We start from the raw sequence: 25,345 nt of genomic DNA, 5'->3' as shown, positions 1-25,345 counted from the left end.
TCCGACCAATTCCAGAAAGCTCTTGTGCCACGGGGGCCGTCCACATATGGGTCCCGGCCTGCGCCGGGACGACGCAAAGACTTATCCCCGCCGGGCCGCCTCCAGCGCCTGCGGGGTGTCGATGTCGAGGAAGGCGCTATCGCCCTCGACCGGGACTTCGGCGACGGCTTCGGCGTGCTTGGCGATCAGATGGCGGGCGCCGATGTCGCCATCGAGCGTCATCAGCTCGCTGAAGAAGCGCCGCGACCACAACACCGGATTGCCGCGCCGGCCCTCGCTGACGGGGACTGCGATCAGGTGGCCGCGGTCCGGCGCAAAGGTCTCGATCAGGCGGTCGATCAGCCGCGCATCGATCAGCGGCATGTCGCCGAGGCAGACCACGGCACCGTCGGCACTATCAGGCACCGCCGAGATGCCTGATTTCACCGAGCTCGCAAGCCCGCCGGCGAAATCCGGATTGCGGACGAATTTTATTTTGAGCCCGGCCAGCGCCTGCTCGACCAGCTCGGCCTGATGGCCGGTGACGACGATCACCTCAGACGCCTTCGAGGCCAGCGCCTGTTCGGCGACGATGCGCACCAGCTTCTTGCCGTCGAGCTCGGCGAGCAGCTTGTTGGGGCCGCCCATCCGGGTCGAACGCCCGGCGGCGAGCACGATCGCCGCAACGTTGCGATTGCCCTCGGTGTCGGGGACGGTGCGCGGCTGCGGCCGCGTCACGATCTCCATCAACAGGCCGCCGACGCCCATGCCGGTGAGATCGGACCGCGTGACCTTGATGCCGGCAAGCAGCCGCATCAGCACCCAGTCAAAACCGTTCTCGACCGGCGAGCGCGCGCAGCCCGGCGCGCCCAAGACCGGCACGCCGCCAGCGCTGCCGATCAAAAGCAGATTGCCGGGATCGACCGGCATGCCGAAATGCTCGACAGCGCCGCCGATCCCGGTGATCGCGGCCGGGATCACGTCGCGCCGGTCGGCGATCGCCGAGGCGCCGAACACGATGACGAGCTCAGCGCCGAGGCCGAGCAATTCCTTGATCGATGCGGCGAGCACGGTCCCGTCATGCGGCACGCGGCGCTCGGCGATGATGGCGGCTCCCGCCGGCGCCAGCCGCTCCGCGGTCACGCGCAGCGTCTTGTCGACCACCTTGGGCGCGAGCCCCGGCAGCAAGGTCGAGACCACGCCGACCTTCTTGATCGTGTAGGGCGCGATCCGCAGCGTATCCTTAGCCGCGACCGCGACCGCGGCATCGCGCAGCTTGCCCTCGACGCCGAACGGGATCAGCTTGACGGTCGCGATCATCTCGCCTTCGACGACCGGCTTGAACGCCGACAGCGTCGCAAAGGTGATGGCTTCATCGACGCCGTTGATGCGATCGACTGCGGCGCGGTCGACGACGAGCACGCCCGCGCGGCCTGCGAACAGATTGGCACGGCCGGTGAAGGCGCGCTCGACATTGACGCCGTCGCCGGCCACCGCCTGCGCGATGCTGGCGGCCGCGACGTCTTCGGAGACGTCGCCCTCTTCCAGCCGCACCACGACGATTTCCTTGACCCCGGCCCTGGTGAGCGCCTCGACCTCCTCCGGCCCGATCGTCGTGCCCTTCTTGAGCACCAACGAGCCCTGGCGCAGCGTGTGCACGGTGACGCCGCCAATCGCGTCGGCCGGACTGGCGGGACCGAATTTCATGCCGCTTCTTCTTTTTCCTTGGGGGGCAAACGCAACTGCGCGGTGATCTCGGCCATGATCGCAACAGCGATCTCCGACGGCGACACCGCACCGATGTCGAGGCCGATCGGCGCATGGATGCGCGCGATGTCGCTGTCCTTGGCGCCCTGCGCCCGCAGCCGCTCGGCGCGCTTGGCGTGCGTCTTCCGCGAGCCGAGGGCGCCGATATAGAAGCAGTCGCGATCGAAGGCGTGCAGCAGCGCCGGGTCGTCGATCTTGGGATCATGCGTAACGGCGACGAAGGCGGTGTAGTGATCGATGTTGAGCGGCGGCAGCGCGACGTCGGGCCATTCGGCGACCAGCGGCACGTCGGGGAAGCGCTCCGGGCTCGCAAACGCGGTGCGCGGGTCGACCACAGTCACGTCATAGTCGAGCGAGCGCGCCAGCGGCGCCAGCGCCTGGCTGATATGGACCGCGCCGATGATCACGAGTTTTGCGGTCGGCGCATAGACGTTGAGGAACAGCTTTTTGCCGCCAACCTCAACATTGCCGCTCTTGCCCATCCGGAGCTGTTTTGCGAGCTCGGCGCGCAGCGGGTCGGTGGCGATGTCCTTGGCCTTCACCAGGCGCTGCTCGCCATTGGCGGTGTCGGTGACGATGATGACCGGGCGGCGCGCGGCGCGCTCGGCGTTCAACTCTTTCAGCGTTTCGACTTTCACGGCTAGCCGACCTTCTCGACGAAGACGCGGATGGTGCCGCCGCAGGACAGGCCGACGTTCCAGGCGGTCTCGTCGGCGACGCCGAATTCAAGCATCTTGGACTGACCGCTCGCGATCACATCGAGCGCCTCGGTGACGACGGCGCCCTCGACGCAGCCACCGGAGACGGACCCCAGGAATGTGCCGTCATCATTGATGACGAGGCTCGAGCCCGCCGGCCGCGGTGCCGAGCCCCAGGTCTCGACCACGGTTGCGAGCGCGACGCCGTGGCCCTGCTTCTGCCAGGTCTCGGCGGCCTGAAGGATGTCTTCGTCGCGGTTCAGCAAAGCGGCCTCCTTTAATTCGGATGCTTCTCAGGCTACGGAGCGGATCAGGCTGCGGTGATGCGCCGGCGGCGGCGACGATAGCGCCTCGATCAACCCCTTGATGGACGTCAAGTTATGCACCGGGCGGAATTCGTCAACGTGCGGCAACATCATTTTGATGCCCTGCGCCTTGGCCTCGAAGCCGGAGTAGCGCAACAGCGGGTTGAGCCAGATCAGGCGGCGACAGGAGCGGTGCAGCCGGTCCATTTCGAAGGCCAGTTTGGCGTCCGCCTCCCGTTCTAGTCCGTCGGATATAAGGAGCACGATCGCCCCCTGCCCCAGCACACGGCGGGCCCAGAGCTGGTTGAAGGTATGCAGCGAGGTCGCGATCCGCGTTCCGCCCGCCCAGTCCTCGACCGAGGACGAGCAACTCGCCAGCGCCTCGTCCGGGTCACGCTGCCGCAGCGCACGCGTCACATTGGTCAGGCGGGTGCCGAACAGGAACACCGAGACGCGCTTGCGGGCGTCGGTGATGGCATGGAGGAAATGCAGGAACAGACGAGTATATTCGCTCATCGAGCCGGAGATATCGAGCAGCGCCACGATCGGCGCCGGCTTCTCGATCCGGCCGAGCTTGCGGATATCGATGATCTCGCCGCCGGTGCGGAGCGAGTTGCGCACGGTGCGGCGCATATCGAGGCGCAAGCCACGCGCATCCGGCTGGTAGCGGCGGGTTGTGAGTTCGGCCTGCGGCAGCCGCATCAGGGCGATCTCTCTGACAACCTCGGCGATCTCGGCCGCAGTCATCTGCGCAAAATCCTTCTTCTGCAGCACCTCCTTGTCGGAGACCGAGAGCTTCAGCTCCTGCTCCTGGGCCTGCGGCCGCTCCTCGCGCATCGCGGGCTGCGACATCGCCTCCTGGACCCGGCGCGAGGCCGGCGGCGGCTTTTTCTTGGCGTGGTCGGGCAGCGCCACCGAATCGAGCATGCTCTTCCACTCCTCGGCGGCGCGGAAGAACAGGTCGAAGGCCTGGCGGAAGATCAGCGCATGCTCGTGGCGCTTGACGAAGATCGATTCCAGTGTGGTGAAGAGGTCGGCGCGGTTGCCGACCTCGATCAATTGCAGCGCGTTGAGCGCATCGATCACCGAGCCGGGGCCGACCGGGAGCCCGGCCGCCCGCAGCGCGCGGGCAAAGCCGATGATGTTGTCGGCCATGTGGCCCGTAGGAGGCGCAAGGTGATTGATCGCCATCGGACACCTCGGTTTGCGACTGATACCGTCAGGTCTCGCTCGTCGCTTCCTTCACGGTCTTCTGCAGCGCATCGCCCTGCAGGCGCGCGATGTCGTCCTGGTATTTCAGCAGCGCGCCGAGGGTGTCGCCGACCACCTGCGGGGTCAGCGAGCGCGCATCGAGCTCGGAGAGCGCGGTCGCCCAGTCGATGGTCTCTGCCACGCCCGGCGACTTGTAGAAATCCTGGTTGCGCAGCGCCTGCACGAAGCGGACGACCTGCTGCGACAGCTTTGCGGAAATGTTGGGTACGCGCGACTTGACGATCGCAAGCTCGCGCTCGGCAGTCGGGTATTCCACCCAGTGGTAGAGACAGCGGCGCTTCAGCGCGTCGTGGATCTCGCGCGTCCGGTTCGAGGTGATGATCACGATCGGCGGCGCCGGCGCCTTCACGGTGCCGAGCTCGGGGATGGTGACCTGGAAGTCACTGAGGATCTCGAGCAGATAGGCCTCGAACGCCTCGTCGGCGCGGTCGAGCTCGTCGATCAGGAGCACCGGCGGGCCGGCGACATCAGGCTCCAGCGCCTGCAACAGCGGCCGCTTGATCAGGAAGCGCTCGGCGAAGATGTCGCTGGCGAGCTGGTCGCGATCGGTATCGCCGGCGGCTTCCGCCAGCCGGATCGCGATCATCTGGGCCGCACTGCTCCACTCGTAGACCGCCGACGCAACGTCGAGGCCCTCATAGCATTGCAGGCGGATCAGCTTGCGCCCGAGCGCAGCCGACAGCACTTTTGCGATCTCGGTCTTGCCGACGCCGGCCTCGCCCTCAAGGAACAGCGGCCGGCCCATCCGCAGCGCGAGATACGTCACCGTCGCGAGCGACCGCTCTGCCAGATAGCCGCGCGATGTCAGGAGTTCCAGCAGCGCATCGACGGAAGTGGGTAACGCCGATGCACTCATGGGACAGCCAGTCTTCGCGCAGGAGTTCTTGGAGCAGTTCTTGGAGCAGTCGTTCTTAGAGCAGTCGTCAGCAAAATCAGGCCTTGATCACGCCCGAACCGCTACTTCGCGGTCGCGGCTTCCACGGCCCGGCGCGTCAGCACGCCGATCAGGTGTGCCCGATACTCGGCACTGCCGTGCAGGTCGCTGTTCAGGCCATCGGCCGGCACCGTCATGCCGTCGAGCACCTTGTGCGAGAAGCGCTTCTTCAGCGCTTCCTCGAACGAGGTGACGCGGAATACGCCGTCGGAACCGGCACCGGTCACCGCGACGCGGACGTCCGACGGCCGCTTGGCCACGAACACACCGACCAACGCATAACGCGAGGCCTGGTTGCGGAACTTCACATAGGCCGCCTTCTTCGGCAGCGGGAACATCACCTTGGTGATGATCTCGTCCGGCTCGAGCGCGGTCGTGAACAGGCCCTGGAAGTACTCCTCGGCCTTCAGGCGGCGCTTGTTGGTGACGATGGTGGCGCCCAGCGCCAGCACCGCGGCCGGATAGTCGGCGGTCGGGTCGTTGTTGGCGAGCGAGCCGCCGATGGTGCCGCGGTGACGCACGGCGGGATCGCCGATCATGCCGGCGAGCTCGGCAAGCGCCGGGATCGCCTCGCGGACGGTGGCGGAGCTGGCAACGTCGGCGTGCGTCGCGGTGGCGCCGATCACCAGCGAGCGGCCCTTCATCTCGATGGTGTCGAGGCCCTCGATGTGAGAGAGATCGACCAGATGCGGCGGGCTCGCCAGTCGCTGCTTCATGACGGGCACCAGCGTATGACCGCCGGCAATCACCTTGGCGTCCTCGTTCTTCACCAGCAGGTTGGCGGCCTGCCGTACGGTCGCGGGACGATGATATTTGAATTCGTACATTGGAATGTCCTGATCGCTTGTCGCGATATTTACTGGAGCATGATCTTTTCGGAAATCCGCTTCACGCTTTTCCGGATCATGCTTTAGGCGAGGTCCGACTTCGCCATGGCCTTGGCGCCGGCGGCGATCGAAGCGACGATGTTCTGATAGCCGGTGCAGCGGCACAGATTGCCTTCCAGCTCTTCGCGGATCACTTCATCGGAGAGGTCGTGGCCCTTGCGGTGGACGATGTCGACCGCGGTCATGATCATGCCGGGCGTGCAGAAGCCGCACTGCAGGCCGTGATGCTCGCGGAACGCTTCCTGCATCGGATGCAGCGGCCCGCCGTCGGCCGCGAGCCCTTCGATGGTCTTGACCTCGTGACCGTCGGCCATCACCGCCAGCGTCGTGCACGACTTCACCGCCTTGCCGTCCAGATGCACGACGCAGGCGCCGCACTGCGAGGTATCGCAGCCGACATGGGTACCGGTCAGCCGCAGGTTTTCGCGCAGGAACTGGACGAGCAGGGTACGGGGGTCGACGTTCGCGTTAACGGGGTTGCCGTTCACGATCATTGAAATCTTGGCCATCAGCACTCTCTTATCTGCCCTGCCGCATATCGGCAGAACAGGCGGTTTAAAATCATTCCAGGCGGCATAATATGGGCGGGCCCTGCAATGAGCAACCTTTCGAGCCACTCATCCAGGGCATGGCCAGATATGACTGATCTGGGCTATTGGCAGGGCTAACCCTGCACCGCCTTGGCGAAATTGGCAAAGAATTCGTCGGCCAGTTTCTTCGCCGCGCCGTTGATCAGGCGCTGGCCGAGCTGGGCGAGCTTGCCACCGATCTGCGCCTCGACGTTGTAGCTGAGCAGAGTGCCGCCATCCTTGTCGGCGAGCGCGACGGAGGCGCCGCCCTTGGCGAAGCCGGCCACCCCGCCCTCGCCCTCGCCCGAGATCTTGTAGCCGTTCGGCGGATCGAGATCGCTCAAGGTGACCTTGCCCTTGAAGCGGGCCGAGACCGGTCCGACCTTCATCTTGGCGGTGGCGCGGAAGCCATGCTCGTCGGTCTTTTCCAGCTCCTCGCAACCGGGGATGCAGGCCTTCAGCACCTCGGGGTCGTTGAGCTTGTCCCACACAGCTTGGCGGGTCGCCGGAAGCTGGACTTCGCCGGTCATCGTCATGGCCATGAGGGGCCTCCTGGATTGCTTGAAACCTTTTCCCCCAAGTAAAGCAGCCGGCGCGCAAAGGAAAGGGCACCTTCGGAGGATGAGCGATGCATATTCGCAGCGCAGCAAGACCATCCCATCGTTCACAAATTCGCGCGATTACCCTTGCGGTTGAGAATTTGGGCAAACCGCCTTCAGGCATTGGCAGGCGCGCGCGGGAATGGTTAGGTCGCGCAACATGAGCACAGCCCTCTCACCCCTGCTTGCGCCGATGCTGTCGAGCGCCGCCATGCGCGCGGTGTGCGACGATGCCGCCTATCTGCAGAACATGCTGGACTTCGAGGCCGCGCTGGCCCGCGCAGAAGCGGCCTGCGGCGTGATCCCCGCGCAGGCGGCGGGGCCGATCGGGACCGCCTGCCAGGCCGAATCAATCGACCGCGCTGCCCTGGCGGAGGCCGCGACACGGTCCGGCAATCTCGCGATTCCGCTGGTCAAGGCGCTGACCGCAAATGTCGCGACGACGGACAAGGACGCCGCCCGCTATGTGCATTGGGGCGCGACCAGCCAGGACGTGATCGACACCGCGACAATGCTCTCCCTGCGCGCCGGCATCGACGCGCTGCGTGCCGACCTCGATCGCGCCGTCGCAGGCTTTGCCGGACTGGCGCGGAAACACCGCGACACCGCGGTGGTGGCGCGCACCTGGCTGCAGCACGCCCTGCCGATGCCGTTCGGCCTGAAGCTCGCCGAATATGCCGCGGCGCTGCACCGCTCCCGCAAGCGCCTCGCACGGCTGCGCAACGAGACGCTGGCGCTGCAATTCGGCGGCGCGGCCGGGACGCTGGCCGCTCTCGGCGACAAGGGCCTCGTGGTCGCCGAACAACTCGCCCGTGAGCTCAAGCTGCCGCTGCCCGACGCGCCCTGGCACACCCATCGCGACCGCATCGCGGACGCGGCGTCTGTGTTCGCCATCATTACCGGCACCTGCGGCAAGATCGCGCGCGACGTCTCGCTGATGATGCAGACCGACGTCGCCGAGGCCTTCGAGCCCGCGGGCGTCGGCCGCGGCGGCTCCTCCACCATGCCGCACAAGCGCAATCCGGTGGCGGCGGCGAGCGCGCTCGGCGCGGCGACCATGGCCCCCAACCTCGCCGCCACGATTTTCGCCGCACAGGTGCAGGACCATGAACGCAGCGCCGGTCCCTGGCACGCGGAATGGCCGACGCTGCCGAGCCTGATGCTGGTGACGTCAGGGGCGCTCGCCGCGATCGTCGATCTCGCCGAAGGGCTCGAGGTCGATGCCGCGCGCATGCGCGCCAATCTCGATACAACCGGCGGGCTGATCATGGCCGAAGCGGTGGCGATGGCGCTCGCGGACAAGATCGGGAAGAGCGACGCTCATCATCTGATCGAGGCCGCGAGCAAGACGGCGGTCGCCGAGAAGCGGCATCTGCGCGACGTGCTGAGCGCGAATGCCAAGGTCACCGCGCATCTCGACGCCGGCAGGATCGCAAAGCTGTTCGAGCCGATGGAATATCAGGGCGCCTCGCAAGCGCTGATCGACCGCCTGCTCGCCTCGCTCGATGAGAAGTAACGAGGATGTCATTGCCGGGCTTGACCCGGCAATCCATCATCAGGAAGAGATTCATTTTGGACGGATGCGCGGGTCGCATGAAGAAAAGACGCGCTTCGCGCTTTCGCCGCGCATGACAGAAGGATCAAGCCGATGCCAATGATCGACGCCGACGGGTGCCTGCTCAACGTGTCCGTGGAAGGCCGCGACGGCGGACCGACGCTGATGCTGTCGAATTCGCTGGGCTCGACCATGCAGATGTGGGAGCCGCAGATGAAGGCGCTGACGCAGGTCTTCCGCGTCATTCGCTACGACCGCCGCGGCCATGGCAAGTCGAGCGTACCGCCCGGGCCGTACTCCATGGAGCGCTTCGGCCGAGACGTGCTGGCGATCCTCGACGACCTCAACATCGCCAAGACGCATTGGTGTGGCCTGTCGATGGGCGGCATGGTCGGCCAATGGCTCGGCGCCAACGCGCCGGATCGCTTCGGCAAGCTGATCCTCGCCAACACGTCCTGTTATTATCCCGACCCGACGCGCTGGCACGACCGCATCAAGGCGGTGAAGGCCGGCGGCATCGCCGCGGTCGCCGACGCCGTGATGGCGGGCTGGCTGACGGCGGATTTTCGCGAGCGCGAACCTCAAGTCGCCGCCAACATGAAAGCAATGATGCTGACCACGCCGGTCGAGGGCTACCTTGCCTGCTGCGAGGCGCTGTCGACGCTCGACCAGCGCGCACTGCTGCCCAGGATCAAGAGCCCGACGCTGGTGATCGCCGGACGGCAGGACATGTCGACGACGATAGCCGACGCCGAACTCATCCGCAGCAACATCCCCGGCGCCAGCATGACGCTGCTCGACGCCGCGCACATTTCCAACGTCGAGCAGCCGCACGCCTTCACGGAAGCCGTGGTCGGCTTTTTGACGCAACGGTAACACGGACAGCATGTAGCCCGGATGGAGCGAAGCGAAATCCGGGACCGGCCCTGCCGCGAACGCTGAACCCCGGATTGCGCTGCGCTCCATCCGGGCTACGATTTCATGACTCGCAATGACGGGGAGAGAGCGTCATGGACGACGATCAACGCCGCGACGACGGCATGGCTCAGCGCCGCAAGGTGCTGGGCAATGAATGGGTCGACAAGTCGATCAAGAACCGCAACGCGTTCAACACCGATTTCCAGGACCTGATCACCCGCTATGCATGGGGCGACATCTGGACGCGGCCGCATTTCGATCATCGCACCCGCCGCGTGCTTGTCATCGGCACCATGGTCGCGCTCGGCCAGTGGGACGAATTCCGCCTGCATGTGCGCGCCGCGCTCACCGAGGGCGGCTTCACGCCCGATGATATCAAGGAAATCCTGCTGCAGCAGGCGATCTATTGCGGGGTGCCTGCGGCGAACCACGCCGTCAAGGAAGCAAATGCGATCATCGCCGAGCTAGGACTGCTGAAGTGACAGCTGGCCGGCGGGCACGCTGACCGCAACCCGCGGCTGCGCTGGCCGCTCGAGCGCCATCACGATTGTGGTGCCAAGCAGCATTAGCAGCTCGGCCGCGTGCATCCTGAGCGCCTCGACCTCGCCGACCTTCGAGGCCATCAGCATGCTGACGAAGCAGAGCACGCTGCCGAGGCCAAGCGCGATGCCGAGCGCTTCGTTGCAGGCGCCGCTCTTGCGGAACGAGGGGCGGACCAGCATCGCAAGGAAGATCGCGAAGAACGCTACGACGGTCATCCGCGCCAGCGCCAGCAGCCAGGCCAGCCGCACCGTGGTCATCTTGGCGAGCTGCCAATGGTCGCTGGCGAACAGCGCGATCGACACGCTCGGCCGCTCGTAGAGCCCGTGGATCGGGGACACCATGATGTTGAAGGCAATCAGCGTCCAGACCGGAATGAAATAGGCCGCAAGCAGCGCGCCGTTGAACGAACTGATCCGCCAATTGCTGAACATGTCGCTTCCCGCTGTTTCCGCAGCCTTAGGGCAGGCGGCGGTTGGCCTGCGACGTAACGCCGATAAACTGCGGGCGGCAATTTAAACCCTTTGTTTACCTTAATGGAGCCGTGGACAGCCCGGCCGGCGTCCCAAGAGGAAAAGCCCCGCTTCCGCGGGGCTTTTCTCACTGCACTTACGGCTGCCTTGGTTCCGAACCAGGGTCCTTATCCGGACTCTGGCCCTGGCGGCCCGGATCCTGTTGCTGCTGGCCGGGTTTCTGCCCGCCGCCCTGCTGCTGCTGACCGGGCTTCCGACTTGGCTTCTGCTGGCCAGGGTTCTGCTGGCCTGGGCTCTGCTGGCCCGGGTTCTGGCTGCTCATCCACTGATCTCCCTTGTTGCATTTGGAGGCATAAGGACAACGCGACGGCAACAAGGGGGGTTGCGACGGAACAGCAGTTCCGGCGTGATCATTGCAAGGCAAAGCCATGTCGTCCCTGTGACAAAGGAACCGCACCCGCCAAACTTGTTATGTACAAGCCCTTTCGGCGGCGGCCGGCGCTGTTGCCGCCCCCGGTGTTCCACTGTTAGAAAATGGCACGACGCGACGAAAAAGGCTGCCGGGAGCCCTCGCCGCGTCACTCCGCGAGTAACGGCAGCGCATGGATCATATCGCCCAGCAACTGGACTATTTCGCCCAGCAACTGATCAACGGCCTCGTGCTCGGCTCGATCTACGGCCTGATCGCCATCGGCTACACGATGGTCTACGGAATCGTCGGCATGATCAATTTTGCCCACGGCGACATCTTCATGATCGGCGGCTTCATCGCCCTGATCTCGTTCCTGGTGCTGGTGTCGCTCGGCCTCTCCGCGGTCCCGGTCATCCTCCTGGTCATGCTGCTGGTCGCCATGGCCATCACCGCGCTCTACGGCTGGACCGTCGAGCGGATCGCCTACCGCCCCTTGCGGCATTCGTTCCGCCTTGCACCGATGCTGTCGGCGATCGGCATGTCCTTCGTGCTGACCAACTACTCCCAGGTCTCGCAGGGCGCGCGCGTCAAGCCGATCCCGCCGATCATCACCGGCGGCTATACGCTGCATGAGGGCGCCGGCGGCTTCGTCGTGCAGCTCTCCAACATCCAGATCGTCGTCGTGCTGACCACGGTGGTGCTGCTCGCGCTGTTCACCTGGCTCGTCTCGAATACAAGGCTCGGACGCGACATGCGTGCCTGCGAGCAGGACCAGACCATGGCTGCGCTGCTCGGCGTCGACGTCGACCGCACCATCTCGATGACCTTCGTGATCGGGGCTGCGCTCGCCGCGGTCGCCGGCATGATGTACTTGCTCTATTACGGCCTGGTCGATTTCTTCATGGGCTTCGTCGCCGGGATCAAGGCCTTCACCGCGGCGGTGCTCGGCGGCATCGGCTCGCTGCCCGGCGCGATGCTCGGCGGGCTTGCGATCGGCCTGATCGAGACGTTCTGGTCGGCCTATTTCTCGGTCGAGTATAAGGACGTCGCGGCGTTCTCGATCCTGATCGTGGTGCTGATCTTCATGCCGACCGGCCTGCTCGGCCGCCCCGAAGTCGAAAAAGTCTGACGGGCGGCATTAGTGAGCGCGACCCCAGCCCGCCCCTCGCACGCCCCGCAGCCCTCGGGCAGCGCCTTCATCCTGAAGAAAGCCCTGATCAGCGCCTTGGTTGCGCTGGTGTTGTTCTCGCTGATGATCGGCGTGCGCACCGAGGCCGGCCCGCAAGGCGGCCTGATCTACTGGACGCGGTTCGGCGATCTCGCCGCGATCGTCGGCGCCGTGTTCGGCGGCAGCATCATCATCGAACTGCTCCGGCAGTGGTGGGGGCCAGTCGACAAGGACCGCATCGTTCCGAAACCCGTGCAGGCCGCGCTGGGATTCGCCGGACGCTGGCTGGCGCCGGCGCTCTTGATCTTCACCCTCCTCGTCCCCGTCATCTTCTACAACCAGCGCTACATTCTCGACCTTGCGATCCTGGTCCTGACCTATGTGATGCTGGGATGGGGGCTGAACGTCGTGGTCGGCCTCGCCGGCCTGCTGGATCTCGGCTACGTCGCCTTCTACGCGGTCGGCGCCTATTCCTATGCGCTGCTCGCCACCAATTTCGGACTGTCGTTCTGGGTCTGCCTACCGCTCGCCGGCATGCTGGCCGCGTGCTGGGGCGTAATGCTCGGCTTCCCGGTGCTCCGGCTGCGCGGCGACTATCTGGCCATCGTCACGCTCGCCTTCGGCGAAATCATCCGCCTCGTCATCATCAACTGGCAGAGCCTGACCGGCGGCCCCAACGGGGTATCCGGCATCCCGCGCCCGACCCTGTTCGGCATTCCGCTGACGGCGGGCGATGACGGGCTCGCGGCGCTTCTTGGCATCGAATTCTCGCCGACCCACCGCATCGTCTTCCTGTTCTACGTGATCCTGGGGCTGGCGCTCGTCACCAACTGGGTGACGATCCGGCTGCGCCGCCTGCCGCTCGGCCGCGCCTGGGAGGCGCTGCGCGAGGACGAGGTCGCCTGCCGTGCGCTCGGCATCAACACCACCACGACCAAGCTCACCGCATTTGCGACCGGTGCCCTGTTCGGCGGCCTCGCCGGCGCGTTCTTCGCCACGCGGCAAGGCTTCATCAGCCCGGAATCCTTCACGTTCCAGGAATCGGCGCTGGTGCTGGCGATCGTTGTGCTCGGCGGTATGGGCTCGCAGCTCGGCGTAGCGCTCGCAGCCCTCACCATGATCGGCGGCTTCGAATTGTTCCGCGGCTTCGAGCAGTTCCGCATGCTGGTGTTCGGCATGGCGATGGTGCTGTTGATGATCTGGCGGCCGCGCGGGCTGATCGGGCACCGCGCCCCGACCGTGTTCCTGGAGCGCAGCCAGGCGATCTCATCCGACCTCGTCAAGGAGGGCCACGGATGAGCAACGACCATATCCTCGTCGTCGACCATCTGATGATGCGCTTCGGCGGCATCGTCGCCGTCAACGACCTCTTCTTCGCGGCCGAGCGGCGCAAGATCACGGCGCTGATCGGACCGAACGGCGCCGGCAAGACCACGGTGTTCAACTGCATCACCGGCTTCTACCGGCCGAGCGGCGGCACCATCCGCCTGACCCATGACGACGGCCGCACGATCGCGCTCGAACGCCTCAACGATTTCCGCATCGCCAAGCGGGCAAACGTCGCGCGCACGTTCCAGAACATCCGCCTGTTTCCCGGCATGACCGCGCTGGAAAACCTGATGGTCGCCCAGCACAACATGCTGATGCGCGCCTCGGGCCTGACCTTTCTCGGCCTGATCGGCGTGCCGTCATGGCGCGATGCCGAGCAGCGCGCCATCGATCTGGCTCGGACCTGGCTCGACCGGGTCGGGCTGCTCGACCGCGCCGACGACGCCGCCGGCAACCTGCCCTATGGCGACCAGCGGCGGCTCGAGATCGCGCGCGCGATGTGCACCGAACCCGCGCTGCTCTGCCTCGACGAACCGGCGGCCGGCCTGAATACGCGCGAGAGCGGCGCGCTCAACGAATTGCTGCTTTCGATCCGTGCCGAACAGGGCACATCGATCCTCCTGATCGAGCACGACATGTCGGTCGTGATGGAGATCTCCGATCACGTCGTGGTCATGGACTATGGCGTCAAGATCGCCGAAGGCACGCCGCAGGCGGTGCGCGACGATCCCAAGGTGATCGCCGCCTATCTTGGCGCGGACGAAGAGGAAGCGATCGCCGTGATGGAGAGCGGCACGTGAGCGCGGCACTGGCAGCAACACCCCTGCTCGCGATCCGCGGGCTGCGCGCCGCGTACGGCAAGATCGAGGCGCTCAAGGGCGTCGATATCGAGATCAACGCCGGCGAGATCGTGGCGCTGATCGGCGCCAACGGCGCCGGCAAGTCGACGCTGATGATGACGATCTTCGGCAAGCCGCGCGCCCGCGCCGGCCACATCGAGTTCGACGGCCAGGACATCACCGGCGTGCCGACCCACGAGATCGCCCGGCTGCGGATCGCGCAATCGCCGGAAGGACGGCGGATCTTTCCGCGGATGAGCGTCGCGGAGAACCTGCAGATGGGCGCCGACGCGACCGATAGCAGCGACGCCGAGCGCGCCGCCGGACTGGAACGCGTCTTCGCCCTGTTCCCGCGCCTGAAGGAGCGCGTCGCGCAGCGTGGTGGCACGCTATCCGGCGGCGAGCAGCAGATGCTCGCGATCGGCCGCGCGCTGATGAGCCGACCGCGCCTGTTGATGCTGGACGAGCCCTCGCTTGGGCTTGCGCCGCTGATCGCGCGGCAGATCTTCGACGCGATCCGCACCCTGAACCGGCAGGACGGCCTCACCGTGCTGATCGTCGAGCAAAACGCCAACCACGCGCTGAAGCTCGCCCATCGCGGCTATGTCATGGTCAACGGCCTGATTACATTGGCCGGAACCGGCGCCGAATTGCTGCAGCGCCCGGAAATCCGTGCCGCCTATCTGGAAGGCGGCCGCCGCGGCTGATTGCCGCCCGGCGCGCGCGTCGCTGCCGCCCGCCACAATCCTGCAGCAAGACGCTGCGGGCAGATTGTTGATTTGCCGGAAAATTGCCGGTGACTTCGCCGCAAAATCAGCCGAGAATGGCGCCGGTTATCGCACCCGGCCTGCCGGGTGCTTCCATATGGGCAACGACCACGAGGACTTGTCATGAAATCACTAAAGCTCATCGGCCTGGCATTGGGCGCTTCGTTCGCACTGTCGGCGAGCGCGTTTGCGCAGGACATCACCATCGCAGTGGCGGGCCCGATGACGGGCTCCGAATCCGCCTTCGGCCGCCAGATGAAGAACGGCGCGGAGCAGGCGGTTGCCGATATCAACGCAGCCGGCGGCGTGCTCGGCAAGAAGCTCGCGCTTGAAGCCAACGACGATGCCTGCGATCCGAAGCAGGCGCGCTCGATCGCGGAGAAGGTCGCGGGCTCGAAGATCCCGTTCGTGGCCGGCCACTTCTGCTCGTCGTCCTCGATCCCGGCGTCCGAAGCCTATGCCGACGGCAACGTCCTGCAGATCACGCCGGCCTCGACCAACCCGCTGTTCACCGAGCGCAAGCTCTGGAACGTGGCGCGCGTCTGCGGCCGCGACGACCAGCAGGGCCTGGTTGCCGCCGACTACATCATGAAGAACTACAAGGGCAAGAACGTCGCGATCCTGAACGACAAGACCACCTACGGCAAGGGTCTTGCCGACGAGACCAAGAAGGCGCTGAACAAGGCCGGCTTCCAGGAGAAGATGTTCGAGTCCTACAACAAGGGCGACAAGGACTTTAACGCCATCGTCTCGCGGCTAAAGCGCGACAATATCGATCTGGTCTATGTCGGCGGCTATCATCAGGAATCTGGCCTGATCCTGCGCCAGATGCGCGACCAGGGCCTGCAGACCGTGCTGATGGCCGGCGACGCCCTGAACGACAAGGAGTTCGCCACGATCGCCGGCCCGGCCGCCGAAGGCACGCTGTTCACCTTCGGCCCCGATCCGCGCAACAAGCCGACCGCGAAAGCGATCGTCGAGAAGTTCAAGTCGAAGAACATCGATCCCGAAGGCTATACGCTCTACACCTACGCCGCGATGCAGGTCTGGACGCAGGCCGCTGCCAAGGCCGGCACCACCGACGCCAAGAAGGTGATGGCCACGATCAAGGCCGGCGAATGGGACACCGTGCTCGGCAAGATGGGCTTCGACGCCAAGGGCGACATCAAGGCGATCGACTATGTCGTCTACAAGTGGGACGCCAAGGGCAACTACACCGAGATCAACCCGAAGGGGTCCTGAAGTCCGTCAGCGCATTGGCGCTGATCTGTATCGGAACATCGCAGCAAACGCCCCGGCTTGCCGGGGCGTTTTTGGCAGGCATTCATCTATCGGCTAGATATTCCGCCCTCGCGGATGGAGTATTGTGCGCGCCTGCCGCAATTCCCTCCCTGGCGTCTTTGTTGCCGGCTTCCGGGAGACCATGAGTGCCGACGGATAACGACCGCAGCATCTTCCTTTCGACCCTGCCGGCGTCGCGCAGCGAGCGCACCACGGCGGTGGCGGTGGTCGCGATCTCGGCCGTTCTCTTCGCAATCGCCGTGCCGTTCGCGGGCACGCAGCTCGCGCCGGTGCCGGCATTCGTGGCGAGCTATCAATCCGCGCTCGCGATCAACGACATCCTCACCGCCGTCCTGCTGTTCTCGCAGTTCAGCGTGCTTCGCTCGCGGGCGCTGCTCATGCTGGCGAGCGGCTATCTGTTCACGGCCGGCGCCGCGGTGACCCATGCACTGACCTTCCCCGGCCTCTTCGCGCCGTCGGGGCTGCTCGGCGCGGGCCCGCAAACCACCGTCTGGCTCTACATGATCTGGCACGGCGTGTTTCCGCTGCTCGTGCTCGGCTATGCGCTGTCGAAAGGCAAGGACGGCGGCGTCAAGGTGCCGGCCTCGACCACCGGCGCGATCCTCGCCAGCGTCGTCGCGGTTGTCATTGCGCTGGCCGCGTTCGCCTGGCTTGTCACCGAACATCACGATGCCCTGCCTGTGCTGCTGAGCGGCGGACACTACACGCTGACCATGATCGGCGTGGTATCCACGATCTTGTGCCTCTGCCTCGGCGCGCTGGCGGTGCTGTTCTTCCGCCGGCCGCATTCGGTGCTCGACGTCTGGATCATGGTCGTGCTGTGCGCCTGGCTGTTCGACATCGCATTGTCGGCGATGCTGAACGCGGCGCGCTTCGATCTCGGCTTTTACCTCGGCCGCCTCTACGGGCTGTGCGCCGCGAGCTTCGTGCTGACGGTGCTCCTAATCGACAATTTCGCGCTGCAGGCCGAGATGTCGCGGCTGCTCGGCCTCGCCCGCCGGGAGGCCGCCACCGCACGCAATCATCACGCCGAGCGCGAGCGGTTGTTCAGCGCAGTGGTTGAATCCTCCAGTGATGCCATCATCGCGCAGGCGCTCGATGGCACGATCACTGCCTGGAACCGTGCAGCCGAGCAGTTGTTCGGCTATTCCGCCGGCGAGGCGGTCGGACAGAGCATCGACATCATCGTCGCCCCGGAACGCCGCGCCGAAGTCCGCGATATCCTGGAACGCGTCGGTCGCGGCGAAAAGATCGAACATTACGAGACCACGCGGCTCCATCGAAGCGGACGCGCCGTCGACGTGTCGCTCAGCGTCTCCCCTCTTCACTCCGCGACCGGGCAAATCGTTGGCGCATCCAAGACTGCGCGCGACATCACCGAGAGCAAGCACGCGCGCAGGGCTTTGAGCCAGGAGATCGAGGAGCGCCGGCGCGTCTTCGAGACGTCGCAGGATCTGATCCTGGTGACGGACACCAAGGGCACCTTCGTTCAGGTCAGCCCAAGCTCAGCGGCAATCCTCGGCTATCAGCCCACCGAGATGATCGGGCATAGCGCGGTCGAGTTCATCTATCCCGACGACCTGGAAAACACCCGTAACGAAATGCGCGCCGCCCGCCGCGGCCACCAGATGCGCAACTTCGAGACCCGCTACGTCCACAAGGACGGACATGTGGTGACGCTGACCTGGATGGGAACCTGGTCGGAGCCGGTGCGCCGGCATTTCTTCATCGGCCGCGACCTGACCGAGAAGCAGGCCGCGGAGGCTCAGTTCCGCCAGGCGCAGAAGATGGATGCGGTCGGACAGCTGACCGGCGGCATCGCCCACGACTTCAATAACATCCTGACCGTGATCACCGGCACCATCGGTATCCTCGCGGAAGCCGTCGCTGATCGGCCCGACCTTATCGCGGTCGCCCGGCTGATCGACGAGGCTGCCGAACGCGGCGCCAACCTGACCAAGCATCTCCTTGCATTCGCGCGCAAGCAGCCGCTGCAGCCGATCGAGGTGGACGTCAATCGGCTGGTGCTGGAGGCCGCCAAGCTGCTGCGTCCGACGCTCGGCGAGCATATCGAGATCACACCGATGCTCGCCGACGACGCCTGGACGGCGATGGTCGACCCGAACCAGCTGACCACCGCCGTCCTGAACCTCGCGCTCAATGCGCGCGATGCCATGCCCGATGGCGGCAAGCTCGCGCTCGAGACCCGCAACGTCTATCTCGACGAAGGCTATGCCGAATTGAACGACGAGGTCACGGTCGGCCACTATGTGATGATCGCCGTGAGCGACAGCGGCACCGGCATCCCCGCCAATCTGATGGAACGGGTGTTCGATCCCTTCTTCACCACCAAGGAGGTCGGCAAGGGCACCGGCCTCGGGCTCAGCATGGTGTTCGGCTTCGTCAAGCAGTCCGGCGGCCACATCAAGATCTACAGCGAGGAAAGCCACGGCACCTCGGTCAAGATCTATCTGCCGCGGGCCACCGGCGTCGGCCAGACCGCGGCGGAGGCCACCGCTTCCGCCGACGTCGGCGGCGGCGACGAGCTCATCCTGGTGGTCGAGGACGATGCGCTGGTCCGGCAATATGTCGTCACCCAGATCGCAAGCCTCGGCTACGGCACGCTCGAGGCCGCCAACGCCGCGGAGGCGCTGCAGGTGATCGACGACAACGCCGGGATTGATCTGCTGTTCACCGACGTCATCATGCCGGGCGCGATGAACGGCCGCCAGCTCGTCGATGAGGCGCTGAAGCGGCGGCCTGCGCTGAAGACGCTGTTCACCTCGGGATATACCGAGAATGCCATCGTGCATCACGGCCGGCTCGACACCGGCGTGCTGCTGCTGGCAAAGCCTTACCGCAAGTCCGAGCTCGCGCGCATGCTGCGGACCGCGCTCGGCAGTTGATGCATCCGTTGCGGCTGCTATACCGGCCTTGACCGGGAGCGCCGGCGCAGAGGGAACGCATCGTGAAAAACCTTCTCACCGATATTGCCGGCGTCAGCGTCGGCCACGCCGACGACGGAGCGGTCGCCTCGGGCGTCACCGCCATCATCTTCGACAGACCGGCGGTGGCCTCGATCGACGTCCGCGGCGGCGGTCCGGGGACGCGCGAGGAAGCACTGCTCGGCTTGGAGAACGTGGTCGAGGCGATCGACGCCATCGCGCTGTCGGGCGGTTCCGCGCTGGGGCTCGATGCCGCCGGCGGCGTGCAGGCGTGGCTCGCCGAGCGCGGCCGCGGCTTCCGGATTCGCGACGCCGTGATCCCGGTCGTGCCCGGCGCGATCTGCTTCGATCTGCTCAACGGCGGCAACAAGGCGTGGGGCCGCTTCCCGCCCTATCGCGATCTCGGCTACGCCGCGGCGAATGCGGCGGGCGGCGCGTTCGACCTCGGCAGCGTCGGCGCCGGCATCGGCGCGACCACGGCCACGCTGAAAGGCGGCCTCGGATCGGCGTCGGCCACGACCGATGACGGCGTCATTGTCGCGGCGCTCGCGGTCGTCAACGCGGTCGGCAGCGTGACGGTCGGCACCGGGCCCTGGTTCTGGGCCGCACCGTTCGAGGTTGACGGTGAATTCGGCGGACGCGGCCTGCCGCCGTCGTTCACCCCTGAGATGCTGAAGCTGCGGCTGAAGGGCGGATCGGATGCGACGCCGGCCGAGAACACCACGCTCGTCGTGGTCGTGACCGATGCGGAGCTGACAAAGCCGCAGGCCAAGCGGCTGGCGATGATCGCGCAGACCGGCATGGCGCGCGCGATCTATCCGGTGCACGCGCCGCTCGACGGCGATGTGGTGTTTGCCGCCGCCACCGGCGTGAAGCCGATCGATCCGCTGTTCGGGCTGACCGGTCTCGGCATGGTCGCGGCCAACGTGGTGGCGCGCGCGATCGCACGCGGCGTCTATTCAGCCACCGCGCTCCCCTTCCCCGGCGCGCTGCCGAGCTGGAAGGACAAGTTCGGTTAGAACCATCAAGCCACAGGCTCGATTCACCTCTCCCGCTTGCGGGGGAGGTCGCATCGCATCGAGAGATGCGATGCGGGTGGGGGCTCTCTCCACAACATGACTCGCGGCGGCACCCCCACCCCAGCCCTCCCCCGCAAGCGGGAGAGGGAGTGCAATCCCTGCGCGGCGGGAGTTCAACCACATCTCACGATGCCCAGCGCCTCAGGCGCTGACCGAAACCGATGATTTGGCTTGCGCGGAGATCGCCTGGGCCTGGCGCTGGATCAATTGCTCGATGAAATTGTAGGACGAGGTCGCGTTACCGGAGGCGGACGACGCAGCCGGCGTCGTCATGGTCACCTTCGAACCATCGGCATAGGTCATCGTCGTCGTGGTCGAGCCGTCGCTGTTAGTCACCGACGTGCTGGTCGCGCCGTCGAGCGCCTGCGTCAGCGGATCGGAGGTCCCATTGCCGGAACCAGTCCCCTCGCCCGAGCCGCCCATCTTGTGATGGTGGCCGTGATGGCCCTTGCCCTTCAGCGCCGACGCCATCTCGCCCAGGCTGACCGAGCCGTCGCCGTCCTTGTCGAGCTTCGAAAACACGTCGTCGGCCTGCGCGATGTTGGCGCCGCCGGCGCCGAGCGCATTCTCGAATTCCGACTTGGTGATCTTGCCGTCGCCGTCGGCGTCGATCTGCGAGAACAGGTCCTTCAGCGCGTCGGATCGGCTCTTCGAGGCCAAGCCGGCCGATCCGCCCTGCGACGACTGCCCCTGCGCGTCGAGCAGCGCGCTCATGGTTTCCGGCGAGATCTGTCCGAAGCCGCTGCCGGATCCGGTGGGCGAGCCACTGCCGGGCGGGCTCGACACGGAGGCCGAGCCATCGAACAGGCCGCCACCGCCCTGGGTGAGGCCGACCGACTGCGCGGACGACGGCTTCGACGACGTCAGCGACTTCAGAAGGTCGATGGCCGACGACGCGGCGCCAAGGGCAAACAACATTGGCAATACTCCGACAACGCCGCGCGTGGCGGCTCTACGCCTGTAAGTTCCTCAGCAAGCGCCGTGCCATGGGAAAACCCAGCAAAATTGGGTCTTTCTGCAATTCGCAGGGCTGCGGGCACCGGGCAGGAACTGCCGCCAACGGCAGATTTTTCCGCCCGCCATTGGTCATCCCTATCGCATTGCCCATCACTGCATGTTAGGCGGGGACACCCGTGCGCCCTCGAAAGTCTCGGAAGAGCTCATGACTCAAGCCTTCACCCCGCGTCCCCTCGTCATCGCTCCGTCGATCCTGGCGTCGGATTTTTCCAAGCTCGGCGAGGAAGTCCGTGCCGTCGACCAGGCCGGCGCCGACTGGATCCATCTCGACGTGATGGACGGGCATTTCGTTCCCAACATCTCCTATGGCCCCGACGTCATCAAGGCGATGCGCCCGCACACCAAGAAGCTCTTCGACGCGCATCTGATGATCTCGCCCTGCGATCCCTATCTCGAGGCCTTCGCCAAGGCGGGCTGCGACCAGATCACGGTTCATGCCGAGGCCGGCCCGCATCTGCATCGCTCGCTGCAAGCAATCCGCGCGCTTGGCAAGAAGGCCGGCGTCTCGCTCAATCCGGCAACGCCGGCCAGCGCAATCGAGTATGTGCTCGACCTGATCGACCTCGTGCTCGTGATGTCGGTCAATCCGGGCTTCGGCGGCCAGGCCTTCATCCGCTCCGCGCTCGGCAAGGTCAGCGACATCAAGGCGATGACCGCGGGCCGCCCGATCGACATCGAGGTCGATGGCGGGGTCGCCCCCGACGTTGCCGGCCAGCTCGCCGCCGCCGGCGCCAACGCACTGGTGGCGGGCTCTGCGGTATTCAAGGGCGGCACCGTGGACGCCTACCGGACCAACATCTCCGCGATCCGCAATGCCGCCGCGCAGGCGCGCGGAGAGGCGATCTAGTCTTCACGCGAGGATTGTGTCGCGCGCCATGCCCGCGCGCGCGGCACACACCAACATGCCGCATTCCCGCCTGCACAATATTCGTGCGGGGCCCCGTGGTCATCCGGTCTTCACAGACTCATCCAAATTGATGCACACTCCACTCCAATAAAATAAGGGAGGCGCGCATCATGACGATGACCCTTGTGTGGACCGGAGTGGCATTTTGGCTCGGCTTGAACGCAGCTTTTGTTGCGCGGCGCGCCTATGTGACGATGCCTCGTCGGACCGCCGCGACTCGCATCCTCTACGTGCATCTGCGCCGGGCCTGACGGCAAATCCTCCGGTTCCCCACGGGCGCTTGATCAAAACAATCCAGGCGGCGTGATCTCGGCCTCACCGGTCGCCAGGTCCGGCGTCGATCCGTCCTCGCCTTGCGCCGCCAGCCGCGACGGCCGCACCACCGTCACGGAGCACGGCGCTTCGGATGCGACCTTGGCCGAGACGCTGCCGAGCAGCGACCGCATCATCGAGTTCTGCCGCGCGCCGACGATGATGTGATCGACCAGATTGACGGCTGCGAATTCCAGGATGGCGGCGGCGGGATCGAACGCCTCCAGCACGTGCACGGTCAGCCTGCTCTCGTCGAGCCCGAACGGCCGCGCCCAATGCTGCAGCCTCACCAGCCGGTCGACATGCCTGTTCTGCCCCTGCTCATCGAGCGTGCGGTCGATCGCGACCCGGTTCAGCTTCAGCACGTTCACGCAGGCCAGTCGCGCCGACGGCGACGTCGACAGCACCTGCTCGGCGGTGACGCGAATGGCCTCGTTCAGGGCCTCGGAGCCGTCAACGGTATCAAGCGCGACTAGGACGATTGGGCTCGATGCAAGCTGAGCCGCGACGTTGGACTTTGGTTGCGGCTGGATCGCCCCGCGATTGAACCGCCGGCGCCAAACGGTGCCGAGCGCATCGCGGTTGAGGCGCTGCGATCGCGCGGAGAGCTTCACCCGTTCGGGATGGGCGAGATCAAAGGCAAGTTGCGCCGCCGTCGGGTAGCGCGCGGCGGGATCGATCTCAAGGCACCGCAGCACGATCTCCTGCAGCCAGGGCGGATAGTCGGCCCTTAGCTTGCGCGGCGGATAGGGATCGCGCCACAGCCGGCGGCGCATGCCGCGCAGGCTCTCGGTTTCGCCGAACGGGCGGACGCCGGTGGTGAAGAAGTAGAGCAGCACACCGAGCGAAAACAGGTCGCTGCGCGGATCGTCGCGCACGCCGTTCAGGCGTTCCGGCGCCATGTAGGGCGCGGTGCCGTAAGGCAGGCGGAACTCTTCCTGCAGCAGGTCGGGCAGATGGTTGTGGTGCGACAGGCCGAAATCGATCAGCACCGCCTCGCCGCGCTCGCGGAACATGATGCTGCTCGGCTTGATGTCGTGATGGATGACGTGCTGCCGGTGCAGGCTCGCGAGCGCGGACGCGATCCGGCCGGCGATGCCCCTCGCCTCCTCATACGGCAGCGGCAGATCGCCGAGCCGCTTGTAGAGCGTTTGCCCGGGGATGCGCTCCATCACGACATAGGCCTGCCGCTCGAAATCGCCGGTGCCGAAACAGGCCGGCACATGCGGCCCCGACAGCCGCGGCAGGATCATCTGCTCCATCTCGAAGCTGACGATCGCGGCCGGATCCTCGCCTTCGGAGACCAGCGGCACCTTCATCAGGAGCGGCACGTTGATGCCGGGATGGGTGACGGTCCACAGCGTCGCCATGCCGCCGCGGTGGACGCGTTCGCCGATGGTGAAGCCATCGATGTCAGCGCCCGGCTGCATTGCAAGCGGCGCCACGGATTACCTGCCGAGGAAGAGGCGATCGGCGAGCCAGTGCGGCAGACCGTTCGCCTTGATTTTCGCCGCCGCGCTCGCGACATCGTAGGGCACGCGCAAATAGGTGATCTCGCGGCTTTTCGTGTCGAAGATCGCAAACGACGCGGCCGGATCGCCGTCGCGCGGTTGCCCGACCGAGCCCAGCACCGCAAGCCAGCGCCGCCCGGTCAGCAGTTGCACTGGCATGCCCGTCGTCGGAACGAAGCTCGTCATCTTGGCAGCCGACGACATCGAATAGAGCCCGGGACGGTGGACATGGCCGCAGAACGTGATCTGCAGTTCTGTCGCCATCATGCTGCGCGCAGCGCCGGAGGTGTCGCGGACATAGTGCCACTTCGAAGGGTCCGACGCCTCCGCATGGACATAGAGGCGATTGTCCTCCTCATGGCTGATCGGCAGTTCGGCGAGGAAGCGGCGCCGCGCCGCGCTGAGGCGGTCGCGCGTCCAGTCGATCGCCGCCTGCGCATCGTCGTTCATGCCGCTATCCGGCGCATTGATCGCATTGTCATGGTTGCCGCGCAGCGCAATCGCGCCCCCGGCGACGAGATCCATCACGGTGTCGACGGCCCATTCGGGATCGGCGCCATAGCCGACGATGTCGCCAAGGCAGATCAGTCGCTCGGCGCCGCGCGCACGCGCCGCCTCGAGGCAGGCGGCGAAGGCCTGCCGGTTGGCGTGAATGTCCGAAAAGAGCGCAAGCCGCATCGTCGTCCGCGTTCCTGGTCCCAGCCGATATCAAGCACACGCGGCCCCTGGCTCGCAATCCGGCCAGGCAGGTCCGAAAGCCATTGGTGCGCGACGCCGCGACCTTCGCCATCATATACTTGAGCATTCGGCTGCGGATAAACTGATCGAGCGGCTGGCAAAGACGCCACCGAAAAAGGCAGGGGAAACAGTATCGATGAACAAGTGGATATTGTCGGCGTGCTTTTTGGCGCTTACGGCAGCCCCTGTTGCTGCCGCCGATGTGCGCCTGGATTCGTATCGCAATCCAAAGAATGAGACGTTTCGCTACTTCAATCAGATGTACCTTGATGGCGTAAAGGGTGGCCTGATGGCTACCAATGCCTGGTTGAGAAACCATGGCGGCCAAATGTCGTTCTGCATGCCCGAAAACCTCGCAATGACGACTGAGCAAGCCGAAGAGATCATGCTCAAGTCAGCCGACAAACGCGCAGCGAAGGGTGATATGTTGGTCGCTTCCCTGCTCCTATGGGGCCTGCAGGATACCTTCCCCTGCGAAAAAGCCGGCAGTCGATAGACGAGCCGCTCCTGCTGGAATTTTCAA

At 65.8% G+C, this 25,345-nt stretch carries 25 protein-coding genes; 13 read left to right on the top strand and 12 right to left on the bottom strand.

The window, feature by feature from the left end; genetic code table 11:
* Positions 1 to 81: 81 nt before the first annotated feature.
* The 8 genes from ACFFWD_RS34845 to ACFFWD_RS34810 all read right to left on the bottom strand — a co-directional run bounded on the left by ACFFWD_RS34845 (position 82) and on the right by ACFFWD_RS34810 (position 6,953).
* Positions 82 to 1,686 carry an NTP transferase domain-containing protein gene (locus tag ACFFWD_RS34845; protein WP_376973285.1) on the bottom strand — a complete coding sequence of 535 codons (1,605 nt, stop codon included), beginning with the start codon at positions 1,684 to 1,686 and terminating at the stop codon, positions 82 to 84.
* Positions 1,683 to 2,384: an XdhC family protein gene (locus tag ACFFWD_RS34840; RefSeq protein WP_376973283.1), complete on the bottom strand. Its 702-nt coding sequence runs from the start codon at positions 2,382 to 2,384 to the stop codon at positions 1,683 to 1,685. The genes ACFFWD_RS34845 and ACFFWD_RS34840 overlap by 4 nt, the downstream gene beginning before the upstream one ends.
* Before the next feature lie 2 nt (positions 2,385 to 2,386).
* Positions 2,387 to 2,710 carry an XdhC family protein gene (locus ACFFWD_RS34835; protein WP_376973281.1) on the bottom strand — a complete coding sequence of 108 codons (324 nt, stop codon included), beginning with the start codon at positions 2,708 to 2,710 and terminating at the stop codon, positions 2,387 to 2,389.
* Between the two features lie 27 nt (positions 2,711 to 2,737).
* Entirely contained in the window at positions 2,738 to 3,940 is a 1,203-nt protein-coding gene (locus tag ACFFWD_RS34830; RefSeq protein ID WP_376973279.1) for a vWA domain-containing protein, read from the bottom strand.
* A 28-nt stretch (positions 3,941 to 3,968) separates the two neighbouring features.
* On the bottom strand, positions 3,969 to 4,877 hold the full coding sequence (locus tag ACFFWD_RS34825; protein WP_376973277.1) for an AAA family ATPase: 909 nt from the start codon (positions 4,875 to 4,877) through the stop codon (positions 3,969 to 3,971).
* 101 nt (positions 4,878 to 4,978) lie between these two features.
* Positions 4,979 to 5,782, bottom strand: coding sequence for an FAD binding domain-containing protein (locus tag ACFFWD_RS34820; protein WP_376973275.1), 804 nt, complete (start codon positions 5,780 to 5,782; stop codon positions 4,979 to 4,981).
* Between the two features lie 83 nt (positions 5,783 to 5,865).
* Positions 5,866 to 6,351 (bottom strand): (2Fe-2S)-binding protein, encoded by a 486-nt coding sequence (locus ACFFWD_RS34815; RefSeq protein WP_376973273.1) that lies wholly within the window; start codon positions 6,349 to 6,351, stop codon positions 5,866 to 5,868.
* 155 nt (positions 6,352 to 6,506) lie between these two features.
* On the bottom strand, positions 6,507 to 6,953 hold the full coding sequence (locus tag ACFFWD_RS34810) for an SRPBCC family protein (RefSeq protein ID WP_376973271.1): 447 nt from the start codon (positions 6,951 to 6,953) through the stop codon (positions 6,507 to 6,509).
* A gap of 217 nt (positions 6,954 to 7,170) precedes the next feature.
* Here ACFFWD_RS34810 and ACFFWD_RS34805 point away from each other — a divergent pair, with 217 nt between their 5' ends.
* From ACFFWD_RS34805 to ACFFWD_RS34795, 3 genes are all read left to right on the top strand, one after another.
* Positions 7,171 to 8,526 (top strand): 3-carboxy-cis,cis-muconate cycloisomerase, encoded by a 1,356-nt coding sequence (locus ACFFWD_RS34805; protein WP_376973269.1) that lies wholly within the window; start codon positions 7,171 to 7,173, stop codon positions 8,524 to 8,526.
* 132 nt (positions 8,527 to 8,658) lie between these two features.
* On the top strand, positions 8,659 to 9,441 hold the full coding sequence (gene pcaD, locus ACFFWD_RS34800) for a 3-oxoadipate enol-lactonase (protein ID WP_376973267.1): 783 nt from the start codon (positions 8,659 to 8,661) through the stop codon (positions 9,439 to 9,441).
* 134 nt (positions 9,442 to 9,575) lie between these two features.
* Positions 9,576 to 9,965, top strand: a complete 390-nt coding sequence (locus tag ACFFWD_RS34795) for a carboxymuconolactone decarboxylase family protein (protein ID WP_376973265.1) — start codon at positions 9,576 to 9,578, stop codon at positions 9,963 to 9,965.
* Here ACFFWD_RS34795 and ACFFWD_RS34790 read toward each other — a convergent pair.
* Complete coding sequence (locus ACFFWD_RS34790) at positions 9,948 to 10,457, bottom strand: hypothetical protein (RefSeq protein WP_376973263.1); 510 nt, start codon at positions 10,455 to 10,457, stop codon at positions 9,948 to 9,950. The genes ACFFWD_RS34795 and ACFFWD_RS34790 overlap by 18 nt on opposite strands.
* 662 nt (positions 10,458 to 11,119) lie before the next feature.
* On the opposite strand from ACFFWD_RS34790, the gene ACFFWD_RS34785 reads away from it, so the two are divergent.
* From ACFFWD_RS34785 to ACFFWD_RS34755, 7 genes are all read left to right on the top strand, one after another.
* Positions 11,120 to 12,037 (top strand): ABC transporter permease subunit, encoded by a 918-nt coding sequence (locus ACFFWD_RS34785; RefSeq protein WP_376973295.1) that lies wholly within the window; start codon positions 11,120 to 11,122, stop codon positions 12,035 to 12,037.
* Positions 12,038 to 12,049: 12 nt separating this feature from the next.
* A complete protein-coding gene (gene livM / locus ACFFWD_RS34780) occupies positions 12,050 to 13,375 on the top strand; it encodes a high-affinity branched-chain amino acid ABC transporter permease LivM (protein WP_376973261.1) in 1,326 nt (441 codons plus the stop codon).
* Positions 13,372 to 14,205 carry an ABC transporter ATP-binding protein gene (locus ACFFWD_RS34775; protein WP_376973259.1) on the top strand — a complete coding sequence of 278 codons (834 nt, stop codon included), beginning with the start codon at positions 13,372 to 13,374 and terminating at the stop codon, positions 14,203 to 14,205. Before livM ends, ACFFWD_RS34775 begins: the two co-directional genes overlap by 4 nt.
* On the top strand, positions 14,202 to 14,951 hold the full coding sequence (locus tag ACFFWD_RS34770) for an ABC transporter ATP-binding protein (protein ID WP_376973257.1): 750 nt from the start codon (positions 14,202 to 14,204) through the stop codon (positions 14,949 to 14,951). The genes ACFFWD_RS34775 and ACFFWD_RS34770 overlap by 4 nt, the downstream gene beginning before the upstream one ends.
* Before the next feature lie 183 nt (positions 14,952 to 15,134).
* Positions 15,135 to 16,253, top strand: a complete 1,119-nt coding sequence (locus tag ACFFWD_RS34765) for a branched-chain amino acid ABC transporter substrate-binding protein (RefSeq protein ID WP_376973255.1) — start codon at positions 15,135 to 15,137, stop codon at positions 16,251 to 16,253.
* A gap of 185 nt (positions 16,254 to 16,438) precedes the next feature.
* The gene (locus ACFFWD_RS34760) at positions 16,439 to 19,219 is read left to right on the top strand and encodes a PAS domain S-box protein (RefSeq protein WP_376973252.1); all 2,781 of its coding nucleotides are present in this window, start codon (positions 16,439 to 16,441) and stop codon (positions 19,217 to 19,219) included.
* Between the two features lie 62 nt (positions 19,220 to 19,281).
* Positions 19,282 to 20,277, top strand: a complete 996-nt coding sequence (locus ACFFWD_RS34755) for a P1 family peptidase (RefSeq protein ID WP_376973250.1) — start codon at positions 19,282 to 19,284, stop codon at positions 20,275 to 20,277.
* A gap of 201 nt (positions 20,278 to 20,478) precedes the next feature.
* Here the strand turns inward: ACFFWD_RS34755 and ACFFWD_RS34750 are convergent, their stop codons facing one another.
* A complete protein-coding gene (locus ACFFWD_RS34750) occupies positions 20,479 to 21,255 on the bottom strand; it encodes an EF-hand domain-containing protein (protein WP_376973248.1) in 777 nt (258 codons plus the stop codon).
* A 244-nt stretch (positions 21,256 to 21,499) separates the two neighbouring features.
* Here ACFFWD_RS34750 and rpe point away from each other — a divergent pair, with 244 nt between their 5' ends.
* Positions 21,500 to 22,201: a ribulose-phosphate 3-epimerase gene (gene rpe / locus ACFFWD_RS34745; protein ID WP_376973246.1), complete on the top strand. Its 702-nt coding sequence runs from the start codon at positions 21,500 to 21,502 to the stop codon at positions 22,199 to 22,201.
* Between the two features lie 170 nt (positions 22,202 to 22,371).
* On the top strand, positions 22,372 to 22,512 hold the full coding sequence (locus ACFFWD_RS34740; RefSeq protein WP_376973244.1) for a hypothetical protein: 141 nt from the start codon (positions 22,372 to 22,374) through the stop codon (positions 22,510 to 22,512).
* 33 nt (positions 22,513 to 22,545) lie between these two features.
* Here ACFFWD_RS34740 and ACFFWD_RS34735 read toward each other — a convergent pair whose 3' ends face one another.
* Both ACFFWD_RS34735 and ACFFWD_RS34730 read right to left on the bottom strand, forming a co-directional pair.
* On the bottom strand, positions 22,546 to 24,003 hold the full coding sequence (locus tag ACFFWD_RS34735; RefSeq protein WP_376973293.1) for a serine/threonine protein kinase: 1,458 nt from the start codon (positions 24,001 to 24,003) through the stop codon (positions 22,546 to 22,548).
* An 18-nt stretch (positions 24,004 to 24,021) separates the two neighbouring features.
* Positions 24,022 to 24,762: a metallophosphoesterase family protein gene (locus ACFFWD_RS34730; RefSeq protein WP_376973242.1), complete on the bottom strand. Its 741-nt coding sequence runs from the start codon at positions 24,760 to 24,762 to the stop codon at positions 24,022 to 24,024.
* Here ACFFWD_RS34730 and ACFFWD_RS34725 point away from each other — a divergent pair.
* Complete coding sequence (locus ACFFWD_RS34725) at positions 24,737 to 25,318, top strand: hypothetical protein (protein WP_376973240.1); 582 nt, start codon at positions 24,737 to 24,739, stop codon at positions 25,316 to 25,318. The two genes, ACFFWD_RS34730 and ACFFWD_RS34725, sit on opposite strands and share 26 nt — an antisense overlap.
* Positions 25,319 to 25,345: the final 27 nt, after the last annotated feature.

Source organism: Bradyrhizobium erythrophlei, from assembly GCF_042430365.1.
GTDB lineage: Bacteria > Pseudomonadota > Alphaproteobacteria > Rhizobiales > Xanthobacteraceae > Bradyrhizobium > Bradyrhizobium erythrophlei.
This window is presented reverse-complemented; position numbering and strand designations above follow the sequence as displayed.

Bases quoted from the DNA above. Each gene is read 5' to 3' on its own strand.
- ACFFWD_RS34845 (WP_376973285.1), bottom strand. From the start codon at position 1,686: ATGAAATTCGGTCCCGCCAGTCCGGCCGACGCGATTGGCGGCGTCACC.
- rpe (WP_376973246.1), top strand. From the start codon at position 21,500: ATGACTCAAGCCTTCACCCCGCGTCCCCTCGTCATCGCTCCGTCGATC.
- ACFFWD_RS34735 (WP_376973293.1), bottom strand. From the start codon at position 24,003: ATGCAGCCGGGCGCTGACATCGATGGCTTCACCATCGGCGAACGCGTC.
- ACFFWD_RS34740 (WP_376973244.1), top strand. From the start codon at position 22,372: ATGACGATGACCCTTGTGTGGACCGGAGTGGCATTTTGGCTCGGCTTG.
- ACFFWD_RS34750 (WP_376973248.1), bottom strand. From the start codon at position 21,255: ATGTTGTTTGCCCTTGGCGCCGCGTCGTCGGCCATCGACCTTCTGAAG.
- ACFFWD_RS34815 (WP_376973273.1), bottom strand. From the start codon at position 6,351: ATGGCCAAGATTTCAATGATCGTGAACGGCAACCCCGTTAACGCGAAC.
- ACFFWD_RS34730 (WP_376973242.1), bottom strand. From the start codon at position 24,762: ATGCGGCTTGCGCTCTTTTCGGACATTCACGCCAACCGGCAGGCCTTC.
- ACFFWD_RS34805 (WP_376973269.1), top strand. From the start codon at position 7,171: ATGAGCACAGCCCTCTCACCCCTGCTTGCGCCGATGCTGTCGAGCGCC.
- ACFFWD_RS34795 (WP_376973265.1), top strand. From the start codon at position 9,576: ATGGACGACGATCAACGCCGCGACGACGGCATGGCTCAGCGCCGCAAG.
- ACFFWD_RS34790 (WP_376973263.1), bottom strand. From the start codon at position 10,457: ATGTTCAGCAATTGGCGGATCAGTTCGTTCAACGGCGCGCTGCTTGCG.
- ACFFWD_RS34775 (WP_376973259.1), top strand. From the start codon at position 13,372: ATGAGCAACGACCATATCCTCGTCGTCGACCATCTGATGATGCGCTTC.
- pcaD (WP_376973267.1), top strand. From the start codon at position 8,659: ATGCCAATGATCGACGCCGACGGGTGCCTGCTCAACGTGTCCGTGGAA.
- ACFFWD_RS34725 (WP_376973240.1), top strand. From the start codon at position 24,737: ATGTCCGAAAAGAGCGCAAGCCGCATCGTCGTCCGCGTTCCTGGTCCC.
- ACFFWD_RS34765 (WP_376973255.1), top strand. From the start codon at position 15,135: ATGAAATCACTAAAGCTCATCGGCCTGGCATTGGGCGCTTCGTTCGCA.
- ACFFWD_RS34810 (WP_376973271.1), bottom strand. From the start codon at position 6,953: ATGGCCATGACGATGACCGGCGAAGTCCAGCTTCCGGCGACCCGCCAA.
- ACFFWD_RS34830 (WP_376973279.1), bottom strand. From the start codon at position 3,940: ATGGCGATCAATCACCTTGCGCCTCCTACGGGCCACATGGCCGACAAC.
- ACFFWD_RS34825 (WP_376973277.1), bottom strand. From the start codon at position 4,877: ATGAGTGCATCGGCGTTACCCACTTCCGTCGATGCGCTGCTGGAACTC.
- ACFFWD_RS34820 (WP_376973275.1), bottom strand. From the start codon at position 5,782: ATGTACGAATTCAAATATCATCGTCCCGCGACCGTACGGCAGGCCGCC.